Annotated in this window: 19 protein-coding genes and 1 tRNA gene; 6 read left to right on the plus strand and 14 right to left on the minus strand. The window is 56.1% G+C overall.

Annotated elements, in window-relative coordinates; genetic code table 11:
- Positions 1–182 precede the first annotated feature (182 nt).
- Together ABIE64_RS03485 and ABIE64_RS03490 are read right to left on the minus strand one after the other, a co-directional pair.
- A complete protein-coding gene (locus tag ABIE64_RS03485) occupies positions 183–2165 on the minus strand; it encodes a bifunctional 2',3'-cyclic-nucleotide 2'-phosphodiesterase/3'-nucleotidase (protein ID WP_354376648.1) in 1983 nt (660 codons plus the stop codon).
- A 169-nt stretch (positions 2166–2334) separates the two neighbouring features.
- Positions 2335–3621, minus strand: coding sequence for an MFS transporter (locus tag ABIE64_RS03490; protein ID WP_156962617.1), 1287 nt, complete (start codon positions 3619–3621; stop codon positions 2335–2337).
- Positions 3622–3759: 138 nt separating this feature from the next.
- On the opposite strand from ABIE64_RS03490, the gene ABIE64_RS03495 reads away from it, so the two are divergent.
- The 3 genes from ABIE64_RS03495 to ABIE64_RS03505 all read left to right on the plus strand — a co-directional run bounded on the left by ABIE64_RS03495 (position 3760) and on the right by ABIE64_RS03505 (position 6074).
- Positions 3760–4551, plus strand: a complete 792-nt coding sequence (locus ABIE64_RS03495; RefSeq protein WP_354376649.1) for an AraC family transcriptional regulator — start codon at positions 3760–3762, stop codon at positions 4549–4551.
- Between the two features lie 14 nt (positions 4552–4565).
- Positions 4566–4925, plus strand: a complete 360-nt coding sequence (locus ABIE64_RS03500; RefSeq protein WP_063094715.1) for a GFA family protein — start codon at positions 4566–4568, stop codon at positions 4923–4925.
- A gap of 219 nt (positions 4926–5144) precedes the next feature.
- On the plus strand, positions 5145–6074 hold the full coding sequence (locus tag ABIE64_RS03505; RefSeq protein ID WP_354376650.1) for a DMT family transporter: 930 nt from the start codon (positions 5145–5147) through the stop codon (positions 6072–6074).
- A 25-nt stretch (positions 6075–6099) separates the two neighbouring features.
- Here ABIE64_RS03505 and ABIE64_RS03510 read toward each other — a convergent pair whose 3' ends face one another.
- From ABIE64_RS03510 to ABIE64_RS03520, 3 genes are all read right to left on the minus strand, one after another.
- Positions 6100–6990: a ketopantoate reductase family protein gene (locus tag ABIE64_RS03510; protein ID WP_354376651.1), complete on the minus strand. Its 891-nt coding sequence runs from the start codon at positions 6988–6990 to the stop codon at positions 6100–6102.
- Positions 6991–7071: 81 nt separating this feature from the next.
- The gene (locus ABIE64_RS03515) at positions 7072–8295 is read right to left on the minus strand and encodes a CaiB/BaiF CoA transferase family protein (RefSeq protein WP_354376652.1); all 1224 of its coding nucleotides are present in this window, start codon (positions 8293–8295) and stop codon (positions 7072–7074) included.
- A gap of 75 nt (positions 8296–8370) precedes the next feature.
- A complete protein-coding gene (locus ABIE64_RS03520) occupies positions 8371–9561 on the minus strand; it encodes an acyl-CoA dehydrogenase (RefSeq protein ID WP_110252541.1) in 1191 nt (396 codons plus the stop codon).
- Between the two features lie 224 nt (positions 9562–9785).
- Here ABIE64_RS03520 and gcvA point away from each other — a divergent pair, with 224 nt between their 5' ends.
- Positions 9786–10691 carry a transcriptional regulator GcvA gene (gene gcvA, locus ABIE64_RS03525; RefSeq protein ID WP_007090180.1) on the plus strand — a complete coding sequence of 302 codons (906 nt, stop codon included), beginning with the start codon at positions 9786–9788 and terminating at the stop codon, positions 10689–10691.
- Positions 10692–10700: 9 nt separating this feature from the next.
- On the opposite strand, the gene ABIE64_RS03530 is transcribed toward gcvA, so the two are convergent.
- From ABIE64_RS03530 to ABIE64_RS03540, 3 genes are all read right to left on the minus strand, one after another.
- Entirely contained in the window at positions 10701–12146 is a 1446-nt protein-coding gene (locus tag ABIE64_RS03530) for a hypothetical protein (protein WP_354376653.1), read from the minus strand.
- On the minus strand, positions 12143–13309 hold the full coding sequence (locus ABIE64_RS03535; protein ID WP_085645916.1) for a hypothetical protein: 1167 nt from the start codon (positions 13307–13309) through the stop codon (positions 12143–12145). Before ABIE64_RS03535 ends, ABIE64_RS03530 begins: the two co-directional genes overlap by 4 nt.
- 296 nt (positions 13310–13605) lie before the next feature.
- Entirely contained in the window at positions 13606–14763 is a 1158-nt protein-coding gene (locus ABIE64_RS03540) for a homogentisate 1,2-dioxygenase (protein WP_007090183.1), read from the minus strand.
- A gap of 236 nt (positions 14764–14999) precedes the next feature.
- Here ABIE64_RS03540 and ABIE64_RS03545 point away from each other — a divergent pair, with 236 nt between their 5' ends.
- Positions 15000–15392, plus strand: a complete 393-nt coding sequence (locus tag ABIE64_RS03545; RefSeq protein WP_007090184.1) for a GFA family protein — start codon at positions 15000–15002, stop codon at positions 15390–15392.
- An 11-nt stretch (positions 15393–15403) separates the two neighbouring features.
- Here the strand turns inward: ABIE64_RS03545 and ABIE64_RS03550 are convergent.
- The 4 genes from ABIE64_RS03550 to ABIE64_RS03565 form a co-directional block, all read right to left on the minus strand.
- Positions 15404–15480, minus strand: a tRNA-Arg gene (locus tag ABIE64_RS03550).
- Between the two features lie 142 nt (positions 15481–15622).
- Positions 15623–16147 (minus strand): acyloxyacyl hydrolase, encoded by a 525-nt coding sequence (locus ABIE64_RS03555; protein WP_007090185.1) that lies wholly within the window; start codon positions 16145–16147, stop codon positions 15623–15625.
- 83 nt (positions 16148–16230) lie between these two features.
- Positions 16231–17193, minus strand: coding sequence for a prolyl aminopeptidase (gene pip / locus ABIE64_RS03560; protein WP_354376654.1), 963 nt, complete (start codon positions 17191–17193; stop codon positions 16231–16233).
- 73 nt (positions 17194–17266) lie between these two features.
- Positions 17267–18091, minus strand: coding sequence for a hypothetical protein (locus ABIE64_RS03565; RefSeq protein ID WP_354376655.1), 825 nt, complete (start codon positions 18089–18091; stop codon positions 17267–17269).
- A 155-nt stretch (positions 18092–18246) separates the two neighbouring features.
- Here ABIE64_RS03565 and ABIE64_RS03570 point away from each other — a divergent pair, with 155 nt between their 5' ends.
- Complete coding sequence (locus ABIE64_RS03570) at positions 18247–19728, plus strand: M48 family metalloprotease (RefSeq protein WP_037987239.1); 1482 nt, start codon at positions 18247–18249, stop codon at positions 19726–19728.
- Between the two features lie 78 nt (positions 19729–19806).
- Here ABIE64_RS03570 and ABIE64_RS03575 read toward each other — a convergent pair whose 3' ends face one another.
- The gene (locus ABIE64_RS03575) at positions 19807–20613 is read right to left on the minus strand and encodes a hypothetical protein (protein WP_007090189.1); all 807 of its coding nucleotides are present in this window, start codon (positions 20611–20613) and stop codon (positions 19807–19809) included.
- A 92-nt stretch (positions 20614–20705) separates the two neighbouring features.
- Entirely contained in the window at positions 20706–21206 is a 501-nt protein-coding gene (locus ABIE64_RS03580) for a CarD family transcriptional regulator (protein WP_007090190.1), read from the minus strand.
- Positions 21207–21482: the final 276 nt, after the last annotated feature.

The following is a 21482-nucleotide window of genomic DNA, read 5'->3' on the forward strand; positions in this document are numbered from 1 at the left end:
CAAGAAAATAGCCCTGGCTTTGGGCCCCAAGGGGCCAATCGCCGAGGCATAATCCCCTCGGCACACTCAAGCCAGCTTTCAAACACCTCTAAAAGCAAAACCCCGCCAAAATATGACGGGGTTTGTCAGCGGTCTGAGCCGCCCTCTTCCGATGGGCGGCTTTTTCTGTTTCGGATCCAGTCCTATTTCGATTGAAGGACATATTGGGCAAAGCCGTTTTCATCCTCGCCGACAAAGCTGATATTGTCGGGTGCGTTCATTGCAGAGGATGCCTTGGGACTGGTGACAAACGTCACCTTGGATGCCTCCCCGATGGGGGCCAGCCTCCAGTTGCCATCGGCCTTCGGATCGATTTCCTTTTCCTCAAGGATATAGTTCGCCAGAACCGTACGGTTTTCATCGGGTGCTTCGATGATGATGCTTGAACCATCAAGTCCCGGGAAATTGCCCCCGCCACCAGCACGGTAATTATTGGTCGCAACCACGAATTTCTGATCGTCGGCAACCGGCTTGCCATCATAGGTCAGATTGATGACGCGGTGCGCGTCCTTGTTTACCACCTCGCCTGATGCGTTGTATCTGGCCGGTTGGGTTACATCGATCTGGTAATTGACCCCATCAATGACGTCAAAGTTATAGGTCGGGAATGTCTCGTTGATCAGCGGCTGCTCTTCCCGGCTGTTCGGGTCAATCTGATTGAACTGTACGGCCGACATTTCCAACCATTCACGGACCTGCGCACCATCAAGCAGCACCGCCCGCAATGTATTGGGATAGATATAAAGATCGGCAACGTTCTTTAGTGCGATCTTGCCTTCGGGGATGTCGGTGAAATATTCCGGGCCGCCACGGCCACCGGCCTTGAACGGTGCACCCGCCGACAGGATCGGCATCCCATCATATTCCGATCCCTTCAGGATACGTTCCAGATACCATTTCTGGGCATTGGTCACGATCTGGATCGACGGATCATCGGCCACCAGTGCAAAGAAGCTGTTGATCGGGGCGGCCGTCGTACCGACACCTTCGCGCATATAGGCAATGGTTGCCTCGTGCTCTTCTTTAACCGCCTCTATTACCTCCGGGTCTGCATCGACCAGCGGGGTGATATCACGGCCTTCGCGGTGATAAATCGGACGTGCTTCCGAAAAGCTGTCGGTCACCTTCCATTCCCCGGCATCATTGACCGAAAGTGTCAAGTCAATCACGCCAAGGTGGCTGCCCCAGAAGCCCGGCATAACGGCGGCTACACCATTGATCGTGCCTTTGGCAAGGTCGACACCGTCTATATTTGCATAGGTATCGGACGGGAACACCGTATGGGCATGGCCAAACAGAATGGCATCAATGCCGTCAACCTGGCTCAGATAATAGGTGGCGTTTTCTTCCATACCTTCACGTGCCAGTGTCGACAGGCCCGAATGCGGCACCGCAATCACGATGTCCGCGCCCTTTTCGCGCATTTCCGGCACGTATTTTCTGGCCATTTCGACAATGTCCTTGGTCACGACATTGCCTTCCAGATTGGCCTTGTCCCACTGCATGATCTGCGGCGGGACAAACCCGATCACGCCGACCTTGGCCTTGTGCTTTTTGCCGTCGCCATCGGTAAATTCACGATCAAGGATCACATAGGGCTGAAAATACGGTTTGTCATTTTCGGCATCATTATCGCCGTCATCGGCAAACACATTTGCACTGACATAGGGGAATTTGGCCCCCGAAAGACTTTTGCCCAGGAAATCGAGACCATAGTTGAATTCATGATTGCCGATATTGGCCGCGTCATAACCCAAAAGGTTCATCGCCTTGTAAACCGGATGCACCTCGCCCTCTTTCAGGCCGTGGCGCTTTGCCATGTAATCGCCAAGCGGGTTGCCCTGGATCAGGTCACCATTATCGATCAGGACGACGTTTTCGGCCTCACCGCGCGCGTTTTTCAACAGGGTCGCGACCTTGGCCAGACCAACCGTATCCGACGAACTGTCGCGATAATAATCGTAATTGACCAGATGCGTGTGGATATCGGTGGTTTCCAGAATGCGCAACGATACGGCGCTGTCGGCCAATGCCGTGCCGCTGGCAAGTGCGACCGTCAGTGACAAGACTGATCCCGCAACTGTACGACCAAAAACTGCACGACCGGCCAGACGAAAATATGACATGTGAAAGGGTCCCTGTTGAAGCGATGCTCGTGCCTGACATTATGATTGTTCGTTTGGTCAGGATTTGAAGATTTTGCGAAAATAGCAAGGCAAACACAAATGAAAACGCCCGCAAGATGATCGCGGGCGTCTGGCATATTGAAATTCTGCACCAGTTAAGGCGGCTTTTCTATTCTGCCGGGCGCAGCATCGGTTGATCGGACTTGTATCCCATAACCACCTCGTTCCCCGGCTCCGGGTCATCGGGCACATTCAGCGCCAGGACCAGTGACACCAGCGCCATCGCAGCCCCGGCCAGAAACACCGCTGACGGCGAAATCAGCCACAACAACCCGAACGCCACCGGGATGAACACTGCGGCAATATGGTTGATGGTAAAGCTGACACCCGCCGTGGATGAAATGTCGGCCGGATCGGCGATTTTCTGGAAATAGGTTTTGATCGCAATCGCCATCGCAAAGAACAGATGATCGATGACATAAAGCGCCCCGGCCAGCTTGTCGCTTTCGACAAAGGCATAAGACACAAATACAATGAACAACCCTATATATTCAAATGTCAGGGCCTTGCGTTCGCCCCACTTGCCGATCAGCTTCCCGATCTTGGGGGCCATCACCATATTGATCGCATGGTTCAGAAGGAACAGAAGCGTAATGGTGGCGGCATCATAACCAAACTTCTCGACCATCAGGAACCCGGCAAACACGGTGAAAATCTGGCGGCGTGCCCCGCTCATGAAGGTCAGGGCGTAATAAAGCCAGTACCGTTTACGCAGGATCAGCTTCTTGGTCTGCGGGTGGGCATCGGCAAATTTCGGGAACGCCATCCAGGCAAACAGCGCGGCAATAATCGTCAAGGCCCCGCCAAACAGATAGACATAGCGATATTCGACATCGAGAAGTTCCAGCATCGCCCAGACAATGCCAAACATCACCAGCGATGATAACGATTTCGCCGAAAGCTGTCGGCCCATCACCATCGCGGTGCGGTCCTTTTTCACCCATTGCAACGACAATGCCTGCTGCATGGTTTCAAAATAATGGAACCCGATCGACATCAGGACCGTGGTGCAATAAAGCCCGACAACGGTGGGGAAATAGCCAGAAATCGCCACACCAATCCCCAACACCAGCAGCGAAATCAGGGCAAAGGTCTGTTCGCGCAAGATGATGAGGACGAAAATCGCGGTGAAGGCCATAAAGCCCGGAATTTCGCGCAACGACTGCAAAATCCCGATCTCGCGACCGGTAAAATCCGCCATCTCGACCGAAAAATTGTTTAACAACGCCATCCATGTCGAAAACGACAACGGCATCGCAGCCGCCATGAAAATCAGCAGCACTTCCGGGTTGCGCCATCCCTTATGCGCAACCGCCCCACCCGACAGATCGGGATTGCCCGGCACCTCGATGGGGGCGGCATGGGTGCTTGTTTCCGGTGGTAAATCCTTGGACATGATGTTTCCCCGCACGGAACCGGTGGCAATCGGGGCACGTGCTTTTATCTGTTTGGTTGGAAGGACTTCAAACTAGCGTTGCCGCACACGTCTGTCTTGCGATAATCTGCCATCATATAGCGCAAACAGGACATTCTTATGGATGGATCACGGGATATCCCGAAATATCCGCAACATTCCCGTCCCCGACCAGACCGCCTGCCGCGTCCGGTTTATGTCCGCATGAGCGACCTTCCCGCCGGGTACAGCATCGGCGCGCACAGTCACGACTGGCATCAGCTGATTTTTGCCATCGAAGGCACCATGACCGTCACCACCAAAGCCGGCATCTGGGTCGTCCCGCCCCAGCGCGCGGTCTGGGTGCCGCCGGGCGTTGAACATGCCGTCAGTCACGCCACCTTCACCCGTGCGCGCCATATCTATATCGATAAAAATGCTCCGGTCGATTTGCCGGATCGCTGCACGGTGCTGGATGTAAGCCCGCTTCTGCGTGAACTGATCCGGGCCGCAACCGAAATCCCGATTGAATATGACGAAGCCGGGTCTGAGGGACGGCTGATCCGCGTGCTGCTTGATCAGCTTAAACCGCCCAGAGACGATAACCTGCATCTGCCCGCCCCCAAGGACCCGCGCCTGGCGCGCATCTGCGAACAGTTGCAGGCCAATCCGTCTGATAACCGAACCCTTGATGAATGGTCGCGCGATTGCGGTGCATCGTCACGCACGCTGGCCCGCCTGTTTCAACGCGAAACCGGCATGCCGTTTCGCGACTGGCGGCAAAAACTGCGTCTGCTTTACGCGCTTGAAAAACTGGCCCATCATCGACCGGTCACCGAGGTTGCCCTTGATCTCGGTTATGAAAACACCTCGGCCTTTATCGCGATGTTTCGCAAGGCCACCGGCAAAACGCCGGGTGGGTATTTCCGGTAACGCAGGAGGATAAAATGAGCGAAAAATCATACAATGGCGGCTGCCAGTGCGGTGCGGTGCGTTATCGTGTCGACAAGCTTGATCTGGATAAATCGATCACCTGCAATTGTTCACGCTGCCAGAAACTCGGATCGGTTCTGGCCTTTACCCCGCGCGATAATTTCGTGCTGAAATCCGGCGGGCAGAACCTGACCGAATATCTTTTCAACGATAAAAAGATCAGTCACCAGTTCTGCAAAACCTGCGGCATCCAAAGCTTTGCCTATGGCCAACTGCCCGACGGCAGCAAAATGGCCGCCATCAACGTCAACTGCCTTGACGATGTCGACCCGCGCAGCCTGACCCCGCATCATGTCGATGGCAAAAGCCACTAATTACCCCCTCACAATCATCATTCCTGCGAAGGCATGAATCCAGACAGGTCCGCAGGAACAACTGGCAAATTGGTGTATCGACGGCGCGCGATCCCCAAAACCGACCACTGAGTTTCGCTCGACCCTGATATGAAAAAATCTCAGTATTTCATACGACTTATTCAGGGTACTGCTTGATAAGCGGGACATCCTTCCCGCCAAATGCAGGGTAATCCCGAAATGGGCAGTGTATGGTCCGGGATCGGCTTGCGGCTTGCCGCCACCGGTCTGTTTGCAGTGATGAGTTTGTTTGTCCGTCTGGCCTCGTTCGAGGCACCGGTCGGCCAAATCATGTTCTGGCGAAGCTCTGTCGCCCTGATCCCTATCGTCCTGTATCTGATCTGGCGACGCCAGTTTCCGCGTGGCCTTCGCACCGCCCGGCCGTTCGGGCACCTGAAACGCAGCACCTTCGGCCTTGTGTCGATGTTCTTTTCGTTCCTGTCGCTGGCCTATCTGCCGCTTGCCCTTGCGACGGCTCTTGGCTTCCTTGCCCCGCTTCTCGTCTTGCCGGTAGCGATGATCATGTTGCGTGAAAAGCCCGGCATGGCGGTCTTTACCGCGACCTTTGCCGGTTTTGGCGGGGTGTTCCTGATGCTGTGGCCAACATTCTCGACACCGGGGATCGATACCGGCGTTCTGATTGGCATCGGGGCGGGTCTTGCCATGGCGGTCACCACCGCCTTTGCCAAGGTGCAGATCAAGGCCCTGACCAGCACGGAATCATCGGGCACAATCGCATTTTATTTTGCCGTGATCTGCTCGCTTGGCGGTTTGCTGACCCTGCCGTTCGGCTGGGCCGATCCGTCGCCTGAAATCCTGATGTGGCTGATCGGGGCGGGTCTTACCGGCGGTCTTGCCCATATCTTCATGACCGAGGCACTGGCACGTGCGCCCGCATCCACATTGGCGGCATTCGAATATACCGCAATGATCTGGGCGTTGTTGCTGGATGTCACGGTATTTGGCCTGCTGCCCGAACCGGTTTCCCTGTTTGGTGCCTTCCTGATCGTGCTGGCCGCCGCCATCGTGATGTTTGGGGACAAGCTCGGTGTGCCCGTTCCCAAACCCGATATCACTGCCGCCCAGACACAGGGAAAGCCGGGGGAATAGCCCCCGGCCCATTACAAAGCCCGGATCAATCCCGGCTTTCGCGCAATTTGGTCATCGCATGCAGGGCAAGATTGGTGGGGGTTGGAATGCCAAGTTCCGCTCCCTTGCGCACAATATAGCCGTTTAGGAAATCGATCTCGCTGGTTTTGCCCCGCGCCAGATCCTGTGCGGTGGATGAATATTGCCCCGGCATGGTTTCGGCGATCTTTTCAATCGCCCCCCAGACATCGCCGGGTACGGTCACTCCGCATCCCTTGGCGACCGCAAGGCATTCATCAACCGCATTGCGCATGACATCCCAAATGCCTTCGCCCTGAACCAGACGGCCATAGGGCATCTGCGATATTGCCGATAACGCGTTATAGGCACAGTTCAAAATCATCTTGGCCCAAAGCGCACCTTGGGCATTATCCGAAATCTCGACCGGGATATGCGCCGGGCGCAGCGTTTCGGCAACGGTTGCACTTTGCGCAGACTGCCCGATTACCAGTTCGCCGCGCCCATGATGTTTGACATGCCCCGGCCCTTCCATGCTGGTCGCGACATACACCACTGTCGGGATCACCGGCAATCCAATGACGGCCGATAAACGTTCGGCGTTATCAACCCCGTTCTGAAGACTCATGACAATGGTATCAGGGGCCAGAAACGGCTTGATCTGCGCCCCGGCATCATTGGTATCGGTGGATTTGACACAAAACAGAACCAGACCGGCACCAGCAATTGCTGCCGCGTCGGCGCAGGCATTCATTTCAATATACTGCTGCGTTCCACCAAATTCCAGAAGCAGTCCATCTCGATTGACAGCATCGACATGGGCTGGCCGTCCGATCAGGGTCACATCATGCCCGGCCCGCGCCAGCATCGCCCCGTAATAACAGCCAACAGCCCCTGCCCCCATCACCGCGATTTTCATGTCCGGTATCCTGTCCTGAATGAATGTTCCTGCCGTTACCTTTTCATACCGGCGGGCATTCTGCCAAGCAGGAAGACGGCGTCAGATAATTCCGGCTTCGCGCAATCTGGCAATCTGCGCGTCGCTCAGATCAGCCACCTGACGCAGGATGTCATCGCTATGCTGGCCCAGCATCGGCGGGGCAGTTTCACCGGCAATTGGCGTTTTGGAAAATTTGATCGGATTGGCAACTGTGGGCACCTTGCCCGCGGTTGGATGATCAAGATATCGCACCGTATCGCGATGTTTGACCTGCGGGTTATCAAACACCCGATCCAGCGTATTGATCGGGCCGCATGGCACATTGGCGGTTTCCAGAATGGCGATCCAGACATCGGTGGTTTTCATCACCATCGCCTGACGGATTTGCGGCACCAGCGTTTCGCGGTTTGCCACCCGGGACCGGTTGGTGGCATATCGTGCGTCATCGGGCAAATGCCCGATCCCGGCAACGTGGCAAAAGCTTCTGAACTGGCTGTCATTGCCGACCGCAAGGATGATGTAACCATCCGCCGTCGGGAACGCTTCGTAGGGCACGATATTGGGATGCGCATTGCCAAGCCGCCCAGGCGCCTTGCCCGTCGTCAGGTAATTCATCGCCTGATTGGCAAGGACCGCCGTCTGCACATCAAGCAATGCCAGATCGACATGCTGTCCCTCGCCCGTCGCATCACGGTGGCGAAGGGCGGCAAGGATGCCAATCGTCGCATAAAGCCCGGTAAAGATATCGGCAACCGCCACACCAACCTTCATCGGCTGGCCGCCCGGTTCCTGATCGGGTGCGCCGGTGATGCTCATAAGCCCGCCCATGGCCTGGATCATGAAATCATAACCCGGCCGGTCCTTATAGGGGCCATCCTGCCCAAAACCGGTGATCGAACAATAGACGATCTTTGGATTGATTTCCGATAGCGATGTGTAATCCAGCCGGTATTTGGCAAGGCCACCGACTTTGAAATTCTCGATCACCACGTCGCATTCAGCGGCAAGTTTATGCAGGATTTCCTGCCCCTCGGGCTTGGTCATATCAATCGTCAGCGACTTTTTGCCGCGATTGGCCGACAGGTAATAGGCCGCCTCGCTGGTATCGTTACCTGTAACGTCCTTGGCATAGGGCGGCCCCCAGCCACGCGTGTCGTCGCCCGCACCCGGACGTTCGATCTTGATCACCTCGGCACCCATATCGGCCAATGTCTGGCTGGCCCAAGGCCCCGCCAAGACACGCGAAAGATCAAGCACACGAAGTCCAGAAAGCGCGCTGGTCATCATTCCATCCCGGGATCGTCGTCAAAAAGGAAAAAGGGCGACACCAAAGATCGGTGCCGCCCGTAATCGAAGTCCTCAGCCCTCGGCGCTGAACGCCTGAATGCCGGTCTGGGCACGTCCAAGGATCAGGGCATGCACATCATGCGTACCTTCATAGGTATTGACCGCTTCAAGGTTCATCACATGGCGGATGACATGGAATTCATCGGCAATGCCGTTGCCGCCATGCATGTCACGGGCAACACGCGCGATATCAAGCGCCTTGCCGCAGTTATTACGCTTCATCAGGGAAATGGCTTCCGGTGCGGCTTTTTCTGCATCCAGCAAACGGCCCAGCTGAAGCGCGCCCTGAAGACCAAGGGTGATTTCGGTCTGCATGTTTGCCAGTTTCAGCTGGATCAGCTGATTGGCGGCCAGCGGACGACCGAACTGTTTGCGATCAAGGGTATATTGACGCGCCGCATGCCAGCAGAATTCAGCCGCCCCCATCGCCCCCCATGCAATGCCGTAACGTGCCTTGTTCAGGCAACCGAACGGCCCGCCAAGGCCCTTGGCATTGGGCAGCATGTTTTCCGCCGGGACAAAGACGTTATCCATCACGATTTCACCGGTGATCGACGCACGCAGCGAAAACTTGCCTTCGATCTTTGGCGCACTCAGGCCCTTCATGCCTTTTTCAAGGATGAAGCCACGAATGACACCTTCGTCATCCTTGCCCCAGACGACAAACACATCGGCGATCGGGCTGTTGGTGATCCACATTTTCGATCCCGACAGGGTGAAACCTCCATCGGCCTTGCGGGCACGCGTTTTCATGCCGCCCGGATCGGACCCGTGATCCGGCTCGGTCAAACCAAAACAGCCGACCCATTCACCGGTCGCCAGTTTCGGAAGGTATTTCTTGCGCTGTTCTTCGCTGCCATAGGCATAGATCGGATGCATCACAAGCGAGCTTTGCACCGACATCGCCGAACGATAACCGCTATCGACGCGTTCGACTTCGCGCGCGACAAGGCCATAGGCCACATGGTTGACACCCGGTCCGCCGTATTCTTCGGGGATGGTCGGGCCAAGCAGGCCAAGTTCGCCCATCTCGGTCATGATTTCGCGATGGAAAATCTCGTGCCGGTTGGCTTCGAGAACACGGGTCTGAAGGTTTTCCTGACAATAGGCGCGCGCCGCGTCACGGATCATGCGTTCTTCTTCGCTCAGCTGATCTTCAATCAGCAGCGGGTCTTCCCAGTGAAAAGGTGCGCGGCTTGCCATCGTCCTGATCCCTTATGAAATTTTTGAAACCAAAGCAGGGATGACGCCATAGAAGGGCGAGACGGCATCATCCCTGAAAGCTTATCGCTTCTGGGCTAAAGCTAGGGATTGGCAGGCAAGCTTGCAAATGATAAATCGGATATAGTTTATGCGTAAAACTCATAAACTAGTGACAACAAGCCCAGATAAAACGCAAATATCGACATATTTCGAGCAATCAGATCATGAGCCGCCGCATTCCGAGCCTGAAAGCACTCAGTTGCTTTGAACAGACCGCCCGCTTTGGCAGCGCATCACGCGCCGCCGAGGAGCTTTACCTGACGCAAAGTGCGGTCAGCCGACAGATACAGGGGCTTGAAGACTGGTTGGGCTGTAAACTGTTTGCCCGCCAGAAGCAGCGCCTCGTCCTGACAGTCGAAGGCGAAAGCTATTTGCAGGCGATCCGCCCCGCGCTGGATCAGCTTGAAACCGCGACCCTGACATTCCTGTCTGGCGGAGCCGAGGGCGGGGTTCTGACCATTGCCGCCCCGCCGACTTTCGGGTCACGCTGTCTGATCCCGTTGCTGCCCGATTTTCGCGGCCGCCATCCCGATATCGTCATCAATTTCATTTCACGGATCGGCATTCCCGATTTTGACCGTGAACAGATCGACATTGCGGTGCTGTTTGGCGATGGAAACTGGCCGGGGCTGGATGCGCATTTGCTGCATGGCGAGGAAATGGTCCCGATCTGCAGCCCGAAGCTGATCGAGAATCTCGATTACTCACCAAAACCAAATAATCTTCGTGATTATTCACTTTTACACATAGCAACCCGCCCCCGCGGATGGAGCGACTGGCTGGCCGCAAGTGACCTTACCGATATTGATGGGGAAAACGGTCCGAAGTTCGAACATTTCACCATGGCGATGCAAGCCGCCATTGCAGGCCTTGGGGTGGCGTTGCTGCCGACATTCGCGATTGAGGATGAATTGGCCAATGGCCGGATCGTTGCACCCTTTGGCCCGCCACGCGCAAGCCCGTTTCATTATTACGCGACAAGCCCGGTCGGCCGGTCACGCAATCCGAAAATCCGGGCCTTCATGACCTGGCTTGATCAGCGCAAAAAACAGGAAGAACTGACGGCATAAAAGGCAGCCTCAACTTGCCTTTTTACCCTCAAGCGCACGCAGCGCATTCATGCCGCGACGGCGCAGAAGATCGGCTTCTTCGGGGCCATCGATGATTTCAAGCAGCCGGACAATCGCCATCATGTTGCGCTGGGCATTATCCAGTTCGTCGGCATCAAGCCGCCCCATGCCATCCACCCCGGCACGCCCGATCTGGTTGAGCTTTTTCTTGAGCTCCACCACCGCCTTTGTCGCCGAACTTTGCGCGGCCAGAACATGCGAAATGCGCGCGGTTTCGGCAATCGCCTCGGCTGATTGTTCGGCGGCCAGAACCTTTTCCTCGTCAAACGGCTGGGCGAAGATCGGACGCCCCCCCTGACGGCCGGAACCCGGGCCCTGCTTGGTTTCGATCTGTGGCAGGGCATCGATGATGCGATCAGGGCTGGCACCAAACATGGTATTGGCCATCGCCTTGGACACCCGACGACGCGTTTCCAGAAGCTTCTCGCCCCAGCGGCCATCCTTGCGGATGTTAAATTCACGCGTGATGCGGGTAAATTCCGACGCATACCAGCGCGCAAGCGACAGGATGTGATGTTCGCCCTTGCCCGCACCGACCCCCTGTTCGATCTCGATCACGGTTTCCGCCAGAAGATCAATGATCAGATCACCGGTGGTCGCAAGATTGGTGCTGGAAATCGTTCGGTCATCAGCCTTGCTTGATAGCACGCGGATCAGTTTGAAAAGTTCGCTTGGCCGAAGCAGCCGGGCCAGAACAGCCAAAAGGTAAACCGGCTCGTATCCCGGTTTTTCTTCGGAAATTTCAACAAACCGGTCGCGCAGCCAACTGATATCGGCCGTGCCCAGACTTCTGATCGGGGCCGATGGGAACCGTTTGCGCATCGCAGTGATTTCTTCGCCAACATTCAGGATTTTGCCGATCTGCTCGAATGCGGGAAGATGGCTGCGCGAACCAAGCCTCGTTGCCAATGCGCGTTCGGTCTTGACCCCGTTCAGCGAATTTTCGATCTCCTGCGCAATGCACACCGACGCCAGCTTCCACATCCGGCGTTCTGCCTGTTCAAGCATATCCTGATCACGTTTGGCCGCCGCCTTTTCGATATCGGCAATCGCCTTGGTCATTTCAGGGCCGCCCGTGGCCTCGACCACCTTCCAGATCGGCATCAGGGATGAACGGCTGATACGGATACTTTTCTCGACCGGTGGTGCCGAAGTCAGCAGATCTTCGAAAGGGTCGCAGAACTGGCGCATCGGCGTCGGATAGCGTTCAGGCTTCAGCGACGCTAGACGCGGGCGCAGGATTTGCAAAATCTGTTCATGCGGCAGCGGCAGCTTGGGATCGGCGCGGTCACTTTCGATTGCGCGGGTAAAGCGGGCAATTTCCGAACTGCTCAGCGATTCAAACAGATCACCAAGCTGGGAAACACCCATATTAGCGGCATTTTCAACCTTCACGCCGACTGCCTCCGGAACCGCTCCAGCCGGTCGACCATGTCGGCGTCAATTTCACCACTGCCCAGTTTGCGCAACTCGGACGCCCACAACATCTGGTTAACACGGACATCGACCCAGAATTCATATTCAATTTTCTCTAGTGCCTCGATCGGCAGGACCGGCGCAAAACTTGCGATTTCCTCGACAATTTCACGCTGGCGTACCCGATCATGTTGCGGACGCGACCGCCACAGATCAATCAGCTCCTGCCACCCGTCAAGCACCCACCACAAGCGGTCAATATGCTTTTGCATATCTTCCTTGGCCTTCGCCCAGTCTTGCAGGACCTTGCCCAGTTCATTGTTCCACAAATCAATCTTGCGCAGCAACCGCAAGGCATGGTCCTTGGTGGCACTGGCGGCATTGATCACGCGTGTCGCCATAAAGCGGAAATCGGATTGTTCGGAAATCGACCATTCCTCGACATCGCCGGCAAGTTTCTGCAAACCGAATGTCAAATGACGCAGCGGCCCTTCGCAACCCTCTATCGCAAGGCCTACCGGCGCGCTCAGGATGCTCCAGTCGCCCAGGGTATCGATGATCGAATCATTTTCCAAACCGGTCGATGTCGCAAAACGGTTCAGCGCCTTGCGCGCCCTGATCTGACCATCCATGGTCAGCAGGTCTTCGCGCTTCATGTCCTGAACGTCATTACCGCCAAGCTGGCGCAGCGCCTGATAGAGCAGCGTCAGTTGGCCCAGTTCACGTGCAGCCTTTTCGTCCTTGTTGCCGGTAATCCCGGCACGGGCCAGGGCAACACCGCCAACACCGGTCACCGCCACCGCGCGCGCATGTTCGCGCACCAGTTCCGGAGTGAATTTTTCAAGTGTGATCAACCGGTCAAACAGCATCCGGTCATGAACCGACAGATCAAAAACCTCGCGCAGGGTTTCAAGCGGCATTTCATAGGTGCCAAGCCCGCCCGAAAGCCCCGGAAGACTGACAAGCGTGCGACCGCTTTGGCCGATCAATACGCGCGAATAGCGCAAGCTTTTGGTCGTGAATGGTGTCCGCACGCCGCGCGACGCAAAAGATGCGGGCAAACAGGACAAGGCATCGGGCTGCCCTGCACCGATTTTGGGGGAACTACCTGCCCCTTTATTTGCAAGCTGCTGTCTGGTCATTCTCGGCTTTGATCAACCCATCCCGACTAATCTGTTCTTCGGTCCATCTGCTTTTGGCCTTTCGCGCTCTCAGCTCACGCCATCAGTACCGCTGCCAAGCTTATACTAACGCGCAGGCCAGTCCACGACAAAGGAACCGGTTTTGCGAACTTGCAGGTTACCGGGACAAGCTGATGAAACCCTTAACGCTTCGGATAGGTCAAACAGGCCGGAAGATCAATGCTCAATAACCGCAAAAGTGCAGAAATCCGCCCCAAAACAACTTTTGCCCCCTGCGCCCGGGGTCAGATCGAACATCAAAGTGTTTCCTTCGCCTTTTCCCAGGTATTGACATAAGCCTTCCATTCCGCGCCATCGGGGATGCTTTCATCGATATTGACCATGTCGGCACAGTCGATCATCACCGCCACCTCGTCGGTTTCAACCGGCACCTTGATCATGGTTTTCTGATAGGAGCACGGATGCGGCCCATGCGGGAAACCGCTGGGGTGGAAGGTTGCCATACCGGGCTTGATATTGCCCCGGCTGTAAAACTCGCCCCGGTGATAGAAGATGAATTCGTCGTAATCCTCGTTCGAATGATAAAACGGCACGCGAAGCGTCCCTGATTCACCTTCGCCAATTTTCGGCACAAAGGTACTGATGGCAAACCGGTTGGCGACAAAGGTGCTGTGTGCCGCGGGCGGCACCGGTTGGCCCGGTTGGCGGTCCTGTCGCAAGTCGCGCCAGTTCAACCTTACGACACTCAGGTCGCCCTGCCAGCCCACCGCATCCAGCGGGTTATAGGGATAGGTCAGGGTCGAAATTGCATTGCGACGCTTGATGTGAATTTCCCAATAGGCTTCGTCCTGCTGGGCACGGAATTTGTCATCAAGTCGCGGCACTTCGAAACTGGTCGGGTTGATCGACGGATGACCTGCCGACTGGGTGTCGTTTGGCAGGCCAAAGGCATCGTTGGTGGCCTCGATAAACAGGAATTCGGACGGATCGGTTGCCTCGAACCGCCAGGCCGTGCCGCGCGGCAGCAGGATGTAATCCCCATCACGATACGGCATGTGGCCGTAATCGCAATAAAGCGCGCCGCTGCCATTGTGAACAAAAGCCAGCGTATCACCATCGGCATTGCGCGCCAGCGCATGCATTTTGCCATCCAGCCGCCAATAGCGGACTTCCATCACGGCATTATGTACAATACGGCGCGCCTGCAACGGGCAATCCGGCCCGGCGGCCAACTTGTTCAGATCGAACGCCCGCGGTCGAAGCGGCCCTTCGAAAGAGGCCCAGCCTGCCGGTGGGTGTTTATGATAAATGTGGGCTGATGGCCCAAGGAACCCGTTACGCCCTATTTCGCGTTCATGAACGGTAACGGATGGGGAATTTGTTGAACCTGCGGCATTCTTGGACGCTGCAACGCAATTGCCTTCGCTGTTCGGAAGACGAATCCAGTTCTTCACCTGACACCTCCCGGCCGGATCGGCCATATAAAAGGGCTTGTCGGATTTGCCCGTTATATAAGGATATGTGCAGACCCGGAGGTCATTTCAAGGCGTGCAGGAAATTGCAAAAATACAACTTTTCGCTGCACCCGCAACAAGGAAGCCGTCAGGACGGAAATCGGCCGAAATCGGCAATGGACGCCCGCATGACCAAGGCACTAAACTTCCCGCTCCCTGATTGACTGGAGAAACCTATGGATAAAATCACCGGTGGCTGCCTATGCGGCAAAGTCCGGCTTGTGGCAACGGGAAAGCCGTACCGGGTTGGCCTGTGTCATTGCCTTGATTGCCGGAAACACCATGGCACGCTTTTTCACGCGTCGGCGGTTTATCCAAAGAACGCGGTAACGGTCGAAGGCGACGTGCGTGATTATCAGGGGCGCTATTTCTGCCCGACCTGCGGATCATCGGTTTTCGGCCATAGCGGGGACGAGATCGAGGTGAATATCGGGTCGCTCGACGCGCCCGATCAGTTAAAGCCCACCTACGAGCTTTGGACCATTCGCCGCGAGGGGTGGCTGCCGGAATTTCCGCTTGCGAAACACTATGAGCGGGACCGGGAAGGCACGGATCGTTCGGAGGAATAGGGGAACAGAAATGGTGCGCCCGACAGGATTCGAACCTGTGGCCCCCAGATTAGGAATCTGGTGCTCTATCCTGCTGAGCTACGGGCGCACTTTATCGGCAAGAGGCATTCAATTAGCAGCTTCGATAGCTGCGATCAATCCGCCAGCGCCGCAAATATGTCGTACCATGGCCAGAAAAGCAAAAAGCCCTGCAAAATGCAGGGCTTGAAGCGGCGTTCCGGAACGTGGGATCACTCAAAGATCGCGTCGATCGGAATGGCATAGGTCAGAGACAGGATTTCCGTGCCCGGGTTTTCGTCGCCGATGCTGGCGTTCGAAATGTGGGCGATACCGAGGCTCAGACGTTCGCGGCTGTCAAAGCGGAAGCCGAGCTCAAGACCGGAACGGAATTCGATCCAGTGACCGAGGTCTTCGCCGTCACCCTGATGGTAGGCACCAACCGAGGTATAAATGCTGGAAACGAAGTGATCGCCCCACAGCACATCCATCGCCAGACCGCCATAACCGTGGGCGGCCTTGTCGCTGGTGACCATCACGCCGGTGATCGGGCGCAGAACGCCAAACATCGCGTGCTGGAAACGGTAATCAAGACGGAATTCAGCGGCTTCTTCATCCTGCGTGATATCGACCATACCGGTCGAGAATTCCAGCAGGCCGCTGTCATTGTTATTGCCAAGAAACTGCTGTGCGTTTGCCGCACCTGCAAATCCTGCGACCAAAAGCAGGGCCAGGATTTTCCCCAAAACCAACCGCATTAACCTAAGTCCCCTCTAGGATAAATTTGGGCATATACTACCCAACCGTATGATATAAACAACAAAACAATGACACGACTGCTTTAATTTTTATCAAAGCCGATGCCATTAAAGGAATTCGTGGCACGCACAAGTTCGCGCACGATCCCCGGTTCACTTGCCGCGTGACCGGCATCCTCAACGATATTCATTTCAGCACCCGGCCATTGCGCGTGCAGCTCAAACGCGGAAACCGGCGGACAGACAACGTCATAGCGGCCCTGAACAATGCGGGCCGGCAGATGACGGATTCGATCCATATTCCGAAGAAGCTGGTCAGGGGCAAAGAACCCCTTATTGACGAAATAATGATGTTCAAGCCGCGCCAGCGCCAATGCGATCCCGTCACCTTCGAAATCCGCGACCAAGCCATCATCGGGCAGCAACGTGCAGCAGGTCGCCTCGAACCCGGACCATGCGCGCGCCGATGCAACCGCGGCAGCTTCGCCTTCCTTGCCAGCAAAGACATCGCCATAGCGATCCAGCAGGGCAGCACTTCCGGGGTTGCGATCAAACCCGACAGCGGCGAGGAATTTTTTCTCCGCCTCGGCAAAGAATTTGCCCATGCCATCCATGAACCAGTCGATTTCCTGATCCCGGCACAGGAATATCCCGCGCAGAACAAAACCAAGCACCTGTTCCGGGTGGGCCTGCCCATAGGCAAGCGCCAGCGTTGAACCCCACGAACCGCCAAACACCAGCCATTTATCAATGCCGCGATCCTGACGGAGCGCTTCGATATCGCCAATCAGATGGTCGGTGGTATTGTTTTCAAGGCTGCCGAACGGGCGGGATTTACCGGCACCGCGCTGGTCATGCAGGATCACCCGGTATTTTTCGGGATCAAAGAAGCGGCGCGACTTGGGCGATATCCCACCGCCGGGCCCGCCATGCAGGAAAATCACCGGAATGCCGTCGGGATTGCCGACTTCCTCCCAATAGATCGCATGCCCGTCGGGCCGTTCCAGCCAGCCGGAATAAGCAGGTTCGATCTCGGGATAAAGCATTGGGGAGCCTCTTGGAATCTAGCGGTTCATTCTTCTACACGTCCAGAGTGTAATTGGACAAGTCCAAAGCCGTTTACGGTTGACCGACAGACTGTTCCACACATAGGGACGCCGGATTGGTCAGTTCCAGGTACGGTCCGCCGCGATCTTCGATCATGCCGCGCACACGGATTTTATGGCCAATCCAGTCTTCCATATGCTGTCCGGCCGTTTTGATCGCATCGCGCAGATCGCGATCGACCATCACGGTGAAATCGTTGCGCCAGTCGGAACCAAAATTAAGGTAGCTGCGCCATTCGCGGTCTTCGATGCGTTGAAGGATGCCATCAATTACGGCAAATCTTCCGACGGCCCGCGCCGCATCGGGAAGATCACCATCAATTTCCGAGGACCCGGCATAATGATAAGCCGGGCTCTGGCCCGGTGCCCAAAGCCCGATTTGCTGCGACATGGCCGATTGCTCGGCCGCAAGCCAAGCATCAATCGGACGGCCTGTTTCGGGCAAAAGCATCACAAGCCCTGTTTCAAGCAGCTTTTCCTGCCAGAGTTTACCAAAACCATCCCGCATATCGGCCAGATGCCGCCCGGCGAAATCGGGCGTTTGATCATAGGCAACAAGATCGGTGATGGCAGAAGACCCGTTTTGCATGGCACTTAAAGCCGCATCCTCGAATTCAGGAACAAAGGCGACATCGGCCAGCCGCCAAAGGATATCTGGCCGGGAGGTCGCAATCAGCGCATCGACGGTTTCGGGCTTTGCCAACCGGGTCGGTATCGACCTGACATCACTTCCACGAGCATTGACGGAACCAAAGGACGGCCCGCACAGCCATTGATCCGCCTTTGCCGGGATGCCAAAGGCCAGAATTCCGGCAATCAGACACAAAAACAGCGACATACGGCAGATCGCCGCAAAATTTCCCGATTTTTGCGAATAGGTTTGATTGTTGCGAGATATTGATTGGCAAGCCAACACGCGCTACCACATCGTAAGGGATAAAATTGCGGTTCCGGCAAAGGATACGCATCGCGGGCACAAGAGGAAAGACTTCAATGAGCTGGCTTTTTCATCGCAAGACAAGACGATTGGCAACCGCCCTTGGCGCGCTGGGTCTGGTGGCAACCCTTGCGGGCTGTTCGACCAACCGCGCGACCGGCGAGGACAGCTTTACCGCTTTTATGTCCCCCGATCAGGAAAAACAGGTCGGCGCGGAAGAACATCCGAAAATCGTGCGCGAATTTGGCGGCGATTATGACGAGAAGAATATAGAGGCCTATGTGACCGAAATCGGCAACAAGCTGGTGGCGGTTTCCGAAGCCCCCGACGAGAAATTTACCTTCACCGTCCTTGATTCACCCGTGATCAACGCCTTTGCCTTACCGGGCGGCTATGTTTACATCACGCGCGGACTGGCTTCGCTTGCCTCGAACGAGGCGGAGCTTGCCGGGGTTCTCGCCCATGAAATCGGCCATGTCGTTGCACGCCATTCCGCCCAGCGTTACAGCCGTGGTGTCCTGACCCAGATTCTGGCCGGTGGCCTTTCGGCGGCCCTTGGCAATGGGGCTGGCGATATCGTCGGTGTCGGCGCGAATGCCTATCTGAAGTCGTTTTCGCGCGAACATGAATTCGAAGCCGACATGCTGGGCGTGCGTTACATCACGCGCGCCGGATACGACCCCGAAGGCATGGCGTCATTCCTGAAAAAACTGCGCGCCCATTCGCGCCTTCAGGCAAAACTGGCAGGCCGGTCGCCCGATGAAATCGATCAGTTTGATTTCATGGCCACCCACCCGCGCACCGTTGACCGCATCGAACAGGCCCACAAGGCCGCCAATGTTACACCGGTCGCAAATCCCGAAGTCGGCAGTGTCCGCTATATGCGCGCCATTGACGGGATTATTTACGGTGACGGCCCGGATAACGGTTATGTCCGTGGAACGTCGTTTATCCATGTGCCGCTTGATTTCCGGTTCGAGGTGCCCGACGGATTTTCGATGATCAACCAGCCCGATGCGGTGATTGCACAGGATGAGGGCGGCGCACAGATCGTGTTTGAAGGCGCACCAAAGGCCAAGGGTGTCGCGCTTGATCAATATCTGGCGCGCGGTTTTTCCAGCAAGATCGCCATCACCAATATCGAAAAGATCGATATCAACGGTCAGGAAGCCGCCACCGGATATGCCGATGTCAACCTGAATTCCGGTGGCAAGGCGCGCCTTCGGGTGGTTGTCATCCGGCACGGCGATAACGCCTATCAGTTCCTGTTCATCATGCCGCTCGATCAGGTTGATGCCTATAACGTTGCACTTCGCCGCACGACATACAGTTTCCGCCCACTGACCCGCGAAGAGCAGCAGAAATACCATCCGCTGCGCATCAAGGTGCGCGCCGTGAACCCGGAATATGATCTTTCGACCTTTGTCGGCCAGATGGCGGTATCACGTGAACCGGCCGAAACCTTTGCCGTACTGAACGGGCTTGAACCCGGGCAGCCACCGGCAACCAATTCGATGGTCAAGGTTGTCATCGACTAACCAGAACAAAGGGGCAGCAAATCCGGTTTGCTGCCCCTTTTGGTATCTAAAGCGTTTTGTGTTCAATACCCTGAAAAATCAGCTTTCGATGTGATCGACAATCCTGCCGTCGCGCCCGATGGCAACCGCGATCAATGGGCCACCGCGCCCTGCCCCGCCGTCAATCGACAGGGTAAATTCGCGTTCCTGAAGGCCAAGATTGGCCAAGGCAGATCCGCGCACGATCCGGCGGCAATCGTAATAACGATCCGTGATGCTTTCAAACATCGACCCACCCCACCAGAAGGTATCGGTCTGTCCGGTCAGCGGACGCGACGCATCAAGCCCGGCATGCACAAAGATCAACGAGCCATCCGTGGCATAGGCCGCGTGCTTCAGGTCCGACAAAAGCGAACTGTGACCAGGCCTGCGACGAAATGCTTCGCCAAACTGGCCGGTCCATTGCGAAATCGCATGCGCCCCCTGCCGCATCAGCGATTGGGTATGCGACGGATCAAAGCCATAGGCGCGCAGCGTCCCGGCAATACCGCGCGACAGCATCCAGTCGAATACCTCGCCCGGGTTCGGGGCAAAGTGAATCTGTTGCAGTTTGCTCAGCATTTCTTCGGTGGAACCGCGCAAAAAGGCGATATCGGCAATATCAACGCCTTCTTTCGCCAGGAAGTAACGCCGGAACAGCAGTAATTCATTGATAGCACCCGATACGGCCTCGGCCGTGCCATCGCCCCAGTAATTGCCAAGATAGATCAGGCGATCACCGGCTGTGATTTTGCCCCGAAGCTTGCCATGAACGGCTTGCAGCGCGGCAAGATCGCCATTGATCGCCCCGACGGTCCATATTTTATCCGCCGGTTTTATCGGTGCCAGAACTGCGCTCATCGCCATAACGTGCCCAAAATAAACAAAACCGGCCCAAGATTACCTTGTAGGCCGGTTTTTAAAAAGAGGTCTCTGTATAACAAAGCTGTACAGGCGTATCAGGCAGCTTTCTGCAACAGTTTTTCAAGCTTGCCCGAAGCCTTGTCCTTGTCGATCTTTTCGATCGCGGCCAGTTCATCCACGAGGCGTTCAAACGCTGCTTCGTAAATCTGGCGTTCGGAGAACGACTGTTCAGGCTGGGTGGCGGTGCGGTGCAGGTCACGAACCACTTCGGCGATCGAAACCGGGTCACCGGAATTGATCTTTGCCTCATATTCCTGCGCGCGGCGCGACCACATGGTGCGTTTGACGCGCGCACGGCCTTTAAGGGTGATAAGCGCCGAGTCCATCTGTTTTTTCGAGGACAGCTTGCGCAGCCCGGAGTTACCCACCTTGTTGACCGGCACGCGCAAGGTCATGCGGCTCGAATCAAAAGTGATGATGTAAAGGCGTAATTCCTGACCCGCGATTTCCTGGGTCTCCAGGCCATCAACACGGCCAACACCGTGTGCGGGGTAAACAACGTAATCGCCAACAGCAAAGGGCAACTTATCCGACATCAAGCTTCCTTCCGGCCCAAACAGGCCTGGTCATTCAACTGTAACACTATAGACCCAGCGACACGAAGAGCTGCACACGACGATGCTTTTGGCGAAGTCGCGGTTTTTGACAGGATATAATAGCGGAGATCCGACTGCGCGGAGCGAGCCTGCCGAGCCCTTGAACGCGAGTTGCCCACAATAACACAAAGAGCCAGCCTATCACAGATTTTTTCCGTGCGACCGGCTCAATGCAGCCATGCGCCAATAAAATCAGGGCGCAAAAACAGTGGTTTT

The sequence above is a fragment of the Thalassospira sp. MBR-102 genome (assembly GCF_040549275.1).
Taxonomy (GTDB): Bacteria; Pseudomonadota; Alphaproteobacteria; order Rhodospirillales; family Thalassospiraceae; genus Thalassospira; species Thalassospira xiamenensis.

Bases quoted from the DNA above. Each gene is read 5' to 3' on its own strand.
- ABIE64_RS03485 (WP_354376648.1), bottom strand. From the start codon at position 2,165: ATGTCATATTTTCGTCTGGCCGGTCGTGCAGTTTTTGGTCGTACAGTT.
- ABIE64_RS03490 (WP_156962617.1), bottom strand. From the start codon at position 3,621: ATGTCCAAGGATTTACCACCGGAAACAAGCACCCATGCCGCCCCCATC.
- ABIE64_RS03495 (WP_354376649.1), top strand. From the start codon at position 3,760: ATGGATGGATCACGGGATATCCCGAAATATCCGCAACATTCCCGTCCC.
- ABIE64_RS03500 (WP_063094715.1), top strand. From the start codon at position 4,566: ATGAGCGAAAAATCATACAATGGCGGCTGCCAGTGCGGTGCGGTGCGT.
- ABIE64_RS03505 (WP_354376650.1), top strand. From the start codon at position 5,145: ATGGGCAGTGTATGGTCCGGGATCGGCTTGCGGCTTGCCGCCACCGGT.
- ABIE64_RS03510 (WP_354376651.1), bottom strand. From the start codon at position 6,990: ATGAAAATCGCGGTGATGGGGGCAGGGGCTGTTGGCTGTTATTACGGG.
- ABIE64_RS03515 (WP_354376652.1), bottom strand. From the start codon at position 8,295: ATGACCAGCGCGCTTTCTGGACTTCGTGTGCTTGATCTTTCGCGTGTC.
- ABIE64_RS03520 (WP_110252541.1), bottom strand. From the start codon at position 9,561: ATGGCAAGCCGCGCACCTTTTCACTGGGAAGACCCGCTGCTGATTGAA.
- gcvA (WP_007090180.1), top strand. From the start codon at position 9,786: ATGAGCCGCCGCATTCCGAGCCTGAAAGCACTCAGTTGCTTTGAACAG.
- ABIE64_RS03535 (WP_085645916.1), bottom strand. From the start codon at position 13,309: ATGACCAGACAGCAGCTTGCAAATAAAGGGGCAGGTAGTTCCCCCAAA.
- ABIE64_RS03545 (WP_007090184.1), top strand. From the start codon at position 15,000: ATGGATAAAATCACCGGTGGCTGCCTATGCGGCAAAGTCCGGCTTGTG.
- ABIE64_RS03555 (WP_007090185.1), bottom strand. From the start codon at position 16,147: ATGCGGTTGGTTTTGGGGAAAATCCTGGCCCTGCTTTTGGTCGCAGGA.
- pip (WP_354376654.1), bottom strand. From the start codon at position 17,193: ATGCTTTATCCCGAGATCGAACCTGCTTATTCCGGCTGGCTGGAACGG.
- ABIE64_RS03565 (WP_354376655.1), bottom strand. From the start codon at position 18,091: ATGTCGCTGTTTTTGTGTCTGATTGCCGGAATTCTGGCCTTTGGCATC.
- ABIE64_RS03570 (WP_037987239.1), top strand. From the start codon at position 18,247: ATGAGCTGGCTTTTTCATCGCAAGACAAGACGATTGGCAACCGCCCTT.
- ABIE64_RS03575 (WP_007090189.1), bottom strand. From the start codon at position 20,613: ATGGCGATGAGCGCAGTTCTGGCACCGATAAAACCGGCGGATAAAATA.
- ABIE64_RS03580 (WP_007090190.1), bottom strand. From the start codon at position 21,206: ATGTCGGATAAGTTGCCCTTTGCTGTTGGCGATTACGTTGTTTACCCC.